Annotated in this window: 5 protein-coding genes; 2 read left to right on the top strand and 3 right to left on the bottom strand. The window is 70.0% G+C overall.

Going from position 1 to position 7,346, the window contains the following annotated elements; all coding sequences use genetic code 11:
* Positions 1-100 precede the first annotated feature (100 nt).
* On the top strand, positions 101-1,138 hold the full coding sequence (locus BLW75_RS05630; RefSeq protein WP_034306332.1) for a metallophosphoesterase family protein: 1,038 nt from the start codon (positions 101-103) through the stop codon (positions 1,136-1,138).
* A 412-nt stretch (positions 1,139-1,550) separates the two neighbouring features.
* On the opposite strand, the gene BLW75_RS05625 is transcribed toward BLW75_RS05630, so the two are convergent.
* The 3 genes from BLW75_RS05625 to BLW75_RS05615 form a co-directional block, all read right to left on the bottom strand.
* Positions 1,551-2,636, bottom strand: a complete 1,086-nt coding sequence (locus BLW75_RS05625; RefSeq protein WP_034306336.1) for an iron-siderophore ABC transporter substrate-binding protein — start codon at positions 2,634-2,636, stop codon at positions 1,551-1,553.
* A gap of 113 nt (positions 2,637-2,749) precedes the next feature.
* The gene (locus tag BLW75_RS05620) at positions 2,750-4,507 is read right to left on the bottom strand and encodes an ABC transporter ATP-binding protein (protein ID WP_034306338.1); all 1,758 of its coding nucleotides are present in this window, start codon (positions 4,505-4,507) and stop codon (positions 2,750-2,752) included.
* Positions 4,504-6,189, bottom strand: a complete 1,686-nt coding sequence (locus BLW75_RS05615; RefSeq protein ID WP_034306340.1) for an ABC transporter ATP-binding protein — start codon at positions 6,187-6,189, stop codon at positions 4,504-4,506. Before BLW75_RS05615 ends, BLW75_RS05620 begins: the two co-directional genes overlap by 4 nt.
* Before the next feature lie 105 nt (positions 6,190-6,294).
* On the opposite strand from BLW75_RS05615, the gene BLW75_RS05610 reads away from it, so the two are divergent.
* On the top strand, positions 6,295-7,338 hold the full coding sequence (locus tag BLW75_RS05610) for a FecCD family ABC transporter permease (protein WP_034306343.1): 1,044 nt from the start codon (positions 6,295-6,297) through the stop codon (positions 7,336-7,338).
* The last annotated feature ends 8 nt before the right edge of the window (positions 7,339-7,346 follow it).

The following is a 7,346-nucleotide window of genomic DNA, read 5'->3' as shown; positions in this document are numbered from 1 at the left end:
CGTTCCAGTCCGTGAAGGTCTCCTCGAGAGGCCTTCACGGACTTGCGTTGTTCAGAAGCGCGACCGAATTCGGCCATAAAACGTGAGTAGCGTTCGGGTTATGGATCGAAGAGCGTTCATGGTGACCGCCGGTGGTGCGGCGGCAGGGGCAGCGATGCTGCCGGGTCAGGCGGAGGCGCAACCGCAGACACAAGGGAAGTGGGGCCCGCACGGGCCGGTCGTCCGGTTCAACGTCCTCAGCGACATCCAGGGCGACCTCACCGACTTCGGCAAGGCGCTCGACGACCTGCACGCGATCAACCCGGGCAGCGCCGGGCTCGGTATCGCGGGCGACCTCACCCCGCGCGGCTACGACTTCGAGTACGCCCAGCTTCGCGCGACCTTCGACAAGCACCCGCATCCGCGCGAGGTCGCGTGGGCGATCGGCAACCACGAGTTCTACGTCCCGAAGTGGCGGGATCCCGACACCCTCGCGCAGGAGACGTGGCCCAACGGGACGACCGAGGATTCCCTCTTCCGCAGCTTCTACCGGTTCGCGGGCCGCAACACCGTCTACTCCGAGTCGTCGTTCGGCGGTGTTCCCGTGCTCTGCCTGGGAACCGAGCGGTACGCGAAGTACCACGACCCGAAGCTGTGGGACGAGGTCTGGATGAGCGACCGTCAGTTCACCTGGCTCGAACAACGCCTCCGGTACTGGTCGAACCGGCGCAGCCCGGTGATGGTGCTGACCCATCATCCGTTGCCCAACACCGTTTCCGGCACGCACAACAAGCTCTACCGGTCCGACTACCTCCAGCCCGACAGGCTGTTGTCGATCCTAGGCCGCCACCGGGACGTGTTCCTCTTCTCCGGGCACACGCACTGGGATCTGAACCTGTCGGACTGGGTGGTCCGCCGCGTGGTGCCGGGTACCGGCAACCTCGAAGGGTTCACCGTCGTCAACACCGCCGCCGTGCAGACCGGCTGGACGGATGACGGCAAGGGCGGGGAAGTGTCCCTCGGCGGCGCGTTCAACCAGGGGCTGCAGGTCGAGGTGTCACCGTGGTCGGTGGTCATCAAGGCCCGGGACTTCACCACCAAGACGTGGCTGAAGCAGATCACCGTTCCGCTGCACAACTCCTGGGGATTCCCGCACTGAGGCGCACGGCGGTACAGCGGGTCGGGTTTCTTGAGGGTAAGCCGTCGGCTGCCAAGGTAGGAGTTCGCGGCGCGAAGCCGATCACGACACATTTGTCCATGAAGGACAGCGCGGCCGCTCCGCATGTCCGATTTGGGCGCTTTGGGCGGGGGTCGTGAGTGGTAATGGTCGTTCTAACCCTCTTTATCACTCACGACCCCCGGGTAAGAACGCGCAAAGCGTGCAAACCGGCCACAAGAGACCGATCCTCGGTCTCTTGTGGACAGTCGTCGTCACGCTGCCTTGCCCTCGACGACCCGAATCGCCGCTCGCGAACTCCCGGCCGAACGGCTACTGGCCCGCCCATGCGTGAAGGCCCCCTTCCCTCGGCTCAGCCGAGGGAAGGGGGCCTTCACGCGCACTGCAAGCGGGCTCAGTTGGCCGGCTTGACCTCGGTCTTCGGGTCACCGTCGACCGCGGCGGCGAGCTGCGGGACGATCCGGTCGATCACGTACGGCAGGCTCAGCACGGTCACGAAGGAGACCGCGCTGCCGTAGGTGCCTTCGTTCTCGATGAAGACCTCGCGCTTCTCCTTCGACACCTTCAGGCCGCTGTAGAGCGCGTCCTTGCCGAGGATCTCCTGCGCCTTGGCCGGGGTGTCGATGAGCCACACGAGGGCGTCGCGGTCGAGCAGGTCGGTCCGCTCGGCGCTGAGGCTCTTGCCGAACTTGTCACCGATGGCGGCGTCGAGGTCCGCGGGCAGCTTGAAACCGAGCGATTCGAGGATGTGTGAACGCCCGTCCTGGCTGCCGTAGACGAAGTAGCCCTCGTAGGTCGAAGCCATCAGCGCCGACTTGCCCGCGAACTCGGGGTGGTCCTTGCGGGCCTGGGCGAACTTGTCCTCGACGCCCTTGACCAGCTCGTTCGCCTTCGTGGAGCGGCCGACGGCCTGGCCGACCTTCTTGGTCGCCTCGTTCCACGGGATGCCGTAGTCGTTGTACTCCTTCGGCTGCGCGACGACCGGGACGCCGATCTGGCTCAGCTTGTCGTACTGCTCCTTGGTGAGCCCGGAGTACAGCGCGATGATCAGATCCGGCTTGAGCGCGGCGATCTTCTCGTACTGCGGCCCGTCCACGTCCTTGAGGACCTCGGGCAGCGCGGCGCCGCCGAGCTTGTCGGTCGCCCACGGGCCGATGGTGCCGGGGAACTTGCCGAGCCAGTCGGTGACGCCGACCGGGACCACGCCGAGCGCGAGCAGCGCGTCCTGCTCGGTCAGGCCGACCGTGACGACGCGCTTGGGCTCCTGCGTGATGGTGGTGCTGCCGTACTTGTGCTCGATGGTGGTCGGGAACGCGTTCGCGTCGACCGCGGAGCCGGCGGAGTTCTGCGCGGCCGGAGCGGCCGACTCGCCGCCTCCTCCGCACGCGGTGAGCGAGGCGGCCAGCACCAGGGTGGACGCCAGCAGGCCGGCGGTCTTCAGGCGCCCGCGCGCAGCGGAGAGGGTGGGGATTCGAGCCATCATCCGTCCTTTGTGATCGGCTGTCCGGCGTAATGCCGGATTAATCGAGGATCAGGTTTGGCTAACCTAAGACGCCGACCGCCCGATTGCAACCAGTGACGCTGCGTCCCGGGTCACGTCTGTGAACGGTTGTCGGACCAGGCCGCCCAAAGCGTTGCGTACTGACCGCCGGCAGCCACGAGTTCGTCGTGGGTCCCGCTTTCGACGATCACGCCCGCGTCGAGCACGACGACGCGATCCGACGCCGCCGCCTGCGTCAGCCGGTGCGCGACGACCAGACCGGTCCGGCCCTCCAGTGCGGCGGCCGCTGCGGCTTCGAGGGTCTTCGCGCCCGCGCTCCCGGCTTCGGCGGTCGCCTCGTCGAGGATCGCGATCGGCGGATCGGCGAGCACCAGCCTCGCCAGCGCCAACTGCTGGGACTGGGTGACGGTCAGCCGATGCCCGCCCTCGCCGACCACGGTCGCGAGACCGTCGCTCAGTGCCTCCGCCCAGCCGCGCGCGCCGACCTTTTCCAGTGCCGCCAACAGTTCCGCGTCGGTCGCACCGGGACGGGCGAGGCGGAGGTCGTCCGCCAGCGAACCGGCGAAGACGTGCACCTCCTGGCTGATCAGCGCGACCGCCTGCCGCGTGGCGGACGGCCCGAGTTCGTCGAGCGGGACCCCGCCCACGGAAATGGTCCCCGAGGCCGGGGTGTGGATCCCGGCGATCAGCTTGGCCAGCGTCGTCTTGCCCGCCCCGCTCGCGCCGACCAGCGCCACCCGCTCACCGGGGGAGAGGCTGAGGTCGACGTCTCGCAACACCGGATGACCGTCCACATAGGAATGAGAGATCCCTGCCGCCTTCACCGAGGCGTCGACGGGTTTCGCCGGCCGCTCGGGTTCGCGCGGCGCGGGCAGGTCGGCGACGCCGATCAGCCGGGCGAGGCTCGCCGCGGCGGCTTGCGCGTCGTCGACGAGCGCCAGCGCGCTGTTGATCGGACCGAAGAGGCTGTGGAAGTACAACGCCGCCGCGGTCGCCGCGCCGACGGTCACGGCGTCGGCTCCCACCAACAGGAACCCGGCCGCGAGCACCGCCGAGAGACCGACGAACTCGGCCAGGTTGAGCCGGGCGAAAAACCTCGTCATCAGCCGGACGCCGCGCAGCATCAGGTCCATCGCGCCCTCGGACCGCTGCCGGACGCGCTCCACGTGGGCGTCGGCGAGCCGGAACGCGCGGACGGTCTTCGCGCCGCCGATCGTGTCGAGCAGTTGCTGTTGCTGCGAACCCGTCGCGATCCGCTGCTTCGCGTACAACGGCACGGCGTTGCGGACATACCAGCGCACGGTGTGCAGCTGGATCGGTGTCGCGAGCAGTGCCGCCAGGAGGAACCGCCAGTCGAGGACGGCGAGCGCGCCGAGGGTCAGCACGATCGTCAGCACCGAGCGGCCCAGTTCCGGCAGGGCTTCGCGGACCGCCCTCGCGACGACCGTGACGTCGTTGGTGACGCGGGCGGTCAGGTCGCCGGAGCCCGCGCGTTCGACCTGTTCCAGCGGGAGTCCCAGCGCCCGGTCGACGAACCGTTCGCGGAGTTCAGCGAGCAGTGTTTCGCCGAGCTTGGCGGTGAGCGAGACGCCCAGCGCCGTCGCGATGGCCTGTGCGACGGCGACCAGGACCAGAGCCACCACGGGGGTGGTCAGTTCGGTCGCGGGCCGTTTCTCGATGACCAGGTCGACGATGTGGCCGAGCAGCCGGGCGGTGAGCAGCCCGATCGCGGTCGCGCCGACGAGCATCGCCAGCGCCCCGGCGGCCCGGGCCTTCGAGGTGCGGAGCAGTTCGCCGAGGACCGCGCGGATCCGCTTGCCGTCGGCGGTGGGGAGGAGTTCGCGGGTCATGACAGCACCGCCGCGCGGTAGTCGGCGCGGTCACGGGCGAGTTCGGCGTGGCCGCCCTCGCCGGTGATCCGCCCGCCGTCGAGGACGACGACGCGATCGGCCGCGGCGAGCAGGGCGGGGCTCGTGGTCACCAAGATCGTGGTCCGTCCTCGTCGTAGCCGGGCGAGCCCGGTGGCGATCTTCGCCTCGGTCACCGTGTCGACCGCCGTCGTGGGGTCGTGGACGACGAGCACCGGCGCGTCCGCGGCGAGCGCGCGGGCGAGCGCGACCCGCTGCCGCTGGCCGCCGGAGAGGGAGCGTCCGCGTTCGGTGACCGCGGTCGCGGTGCCGTCGGGCAGGGCCGCCGCGACCTCGTCCGCGGCCGACGCGGCCAGCGCCTCGCCGGCGGACCGGCCGTCCGCGTGGACGTTCTCCGCCAGTGTTCCTTCGAACAGATCCGCGTCGTGCGCGGCGACCAGGACGACCTCCCGTACCCGGTCGGGGTCCACAGTGGACAGATCGACGCCGTCGACGTGGACCGTGCCCTCGGCCGGATCTCCCGCGCGGCCGAGACAGTCGAGCAGATCGGTCGCGGCGGCCGGGTCCGCGGCGACGACGCCGATCAGCTGTCCGGCCGGGATGTCGAGGTCGACGCCGCGGAGAGCGCCGTAGGTGACCTCGGTGAACCGGACGTTCCCGGTCGCGGGCGACGGGAGTTCGCCGTCGCCCGGTTCGACCGCCACCGGCGTGGTCAGCAGGTCGGCGACCCGGGCCGCCGACGCGCGGCCCTGTGCCAGTTCGCCGTTGACCCACGAGAAGATCAGGAACGGTGTGAGCAGGAACTGGGCGAGCCCCACCGCGGCGACGAGGTCGCCGACGCTGATCGAACCCGACGACGCGAGATGCCCGCCGACGAGGGCGACGATCGCGATGAAGACGCCGGTCAGCGCGAGCACCGCGCCGTCGTGCCAGGCCTTGGCCCGTGCGGCGCGCAAGGTCGCCTTGAGCGAGTTCTGGCTCGTTTCGCGGTAGCGGGCGACCGCGGCGGGTTCGGCGCCGATGCCCTTGAGTACCCGCAGGCCGGAAACCAGGTCCGTGGCGACGCCCGAGGCGTGTGCGGACCGTTCCTGTTCGGCTTCGCTGCGGCGCTCCAGCGGTTTGCCGATGAGATGCGCGAGGTACAGCAGCGGCGGTGTGCCCAGGAGCACGAGGAGTCCCAGCGGAAGTGAGATCCGCAGGAGCGCGATGGCGCTGACCAGTACGCCGGCGAGCGCGGCGATCCCGAACGGCAGTGCCGCGTTCACCACCCCGACGCGTTGCGCGTCGCTGGTGCCGATGTTGACCAGTTCGCCCGCGAGCTTGCCCTTGTCGGCGCCGCCACCGGGATGCAGGACCCGTCGGCTGATCGCGAGGCGAAGGTCGTGCGCCGCCCGCAGCGAGGCGCCTTCCGCGGCGCGCGCGGCGAACCGGTAGCTGTAGGACAGTCCCGCGAAGATCACGCCGAGCACGGCGAGCCAGAACACGAGCGTGCCCACCGAACCGCCGTCGACCGCCTGATCGATCACCACGCCGATGATCACCGGGACGAGCGCTTCACCGCCCTGGTGCCCGGCGGCGAGCACGGAGGCGAGCGTGACCCGCCGTCGTTGCCCGGAAATCGCCTGCCGCAGGACACTCCGGCTGGTGGTGGCCGTTGCGGTCACCGGCGCCTCCGTTCGTGGTGGGGAAGGTAAGGCTAGTCTAAGTAGGTAGCTCGTTGAGGTGAACTCCGGCGTTCGGTTAGCCTCGCCTCACTCGAAGGAGGTTCCGTGGTCGTCACCGAACGCCCGCCCGCTGTGGCGTCCTCGCCCAGCGCGGCGGCACGGACGTTCCGCGCCGGCGGACTGTTGGTCGGGCTCGCCCTGCTGGCGCTGGTGTTCCTGCTCAGCATCTGGGTGGGGTCGAAGAGCATCCCGTTCACCTCCACCTGGTCGGTGCTGTGGCATAACGACGGCTCGACCGAGGCGGTGATCATCCACGACCTCCGCATCCCGCGGACCCTGCTGGGCGTGGTCGTCGGCGTGGCACTCGGCCTGGCAGGCGCGGTGATGCAGGCGCTCACCCGGAACCCGCTCGCCGACCCCGGCCTGCTCGGGGTCAACACCGGCGCCTCGGCCGCGGTCGTCTCCGGCATCGCGTTCGTCGGGGTCACCGGCGTGCTCGGCTACATCTGGTTCGCCTTCGCCGGGGCGGCGATCGCTTCGGTCGTGGTCTACGTCCTCGGCTCCGCGGGACGCAGTGCCACGCCGGACCGGCTCGTGCTCGCCGGTTCGGCCGTCATGGCCGTGCTCCAGGCCTACATCGTCGGGATCCTGCTGCTGATGCCCGAGACGTTCAACCAGTTCCGCTTCTGGAACGTCGGTTCGCTCAGCGGCCGGAAATGGGACGTGTTCTGGCAGATCTCGCCGTTCGTGGCGGTCGGCGCGATCATCGCGTTGCTGCTGGCCCGGCCGCTCAACGTCCTCGCGCTCGGCGACCAGACCGGCAAGGCGCTCGGCGCCCACGTCGGGCGCACCCGGGTGCTGGGCGCGATCGTGGTGACCCTGCTCTGCGGTGCGGGAACCGCGGCCATCGGGCCGGTCATCTTCCTCGGGCTCGCCGTGCCGCACGCCGCGCGGATGCTGGTCGGCCCCGATCAGCGCTGGGTCCTGCCGTATTCGATGCTGCTCGCGCCGATCGCGCTGATCGGCGCCGACGTCGTCGGCCGCGTGCTGAACCCGCCGGAGGAACTGCAGGCGGGCATCGTCGTCGCGTTCCTCGGCGCGCCGGTGTTCATCGCGCTCTGCCGACGCAGGAAGCTGGCCCGGCTGTGACCGCGATC

The organism is Amycolatopsis lurida (assembly GCF_900105055.1).
GTDB classification, from domain to species: domain Bacteria; phylum Actinomycetota; class Actinomycetes; order Mycobacteriales; family Pseudonocardiaceae; genus Amycolatopsis; species Amycolatopsis lurida.
Note: the sequence above shows the minus strand (reverse complement) of the source record. Positions and strands in the feature narration are given on the sequence as shown.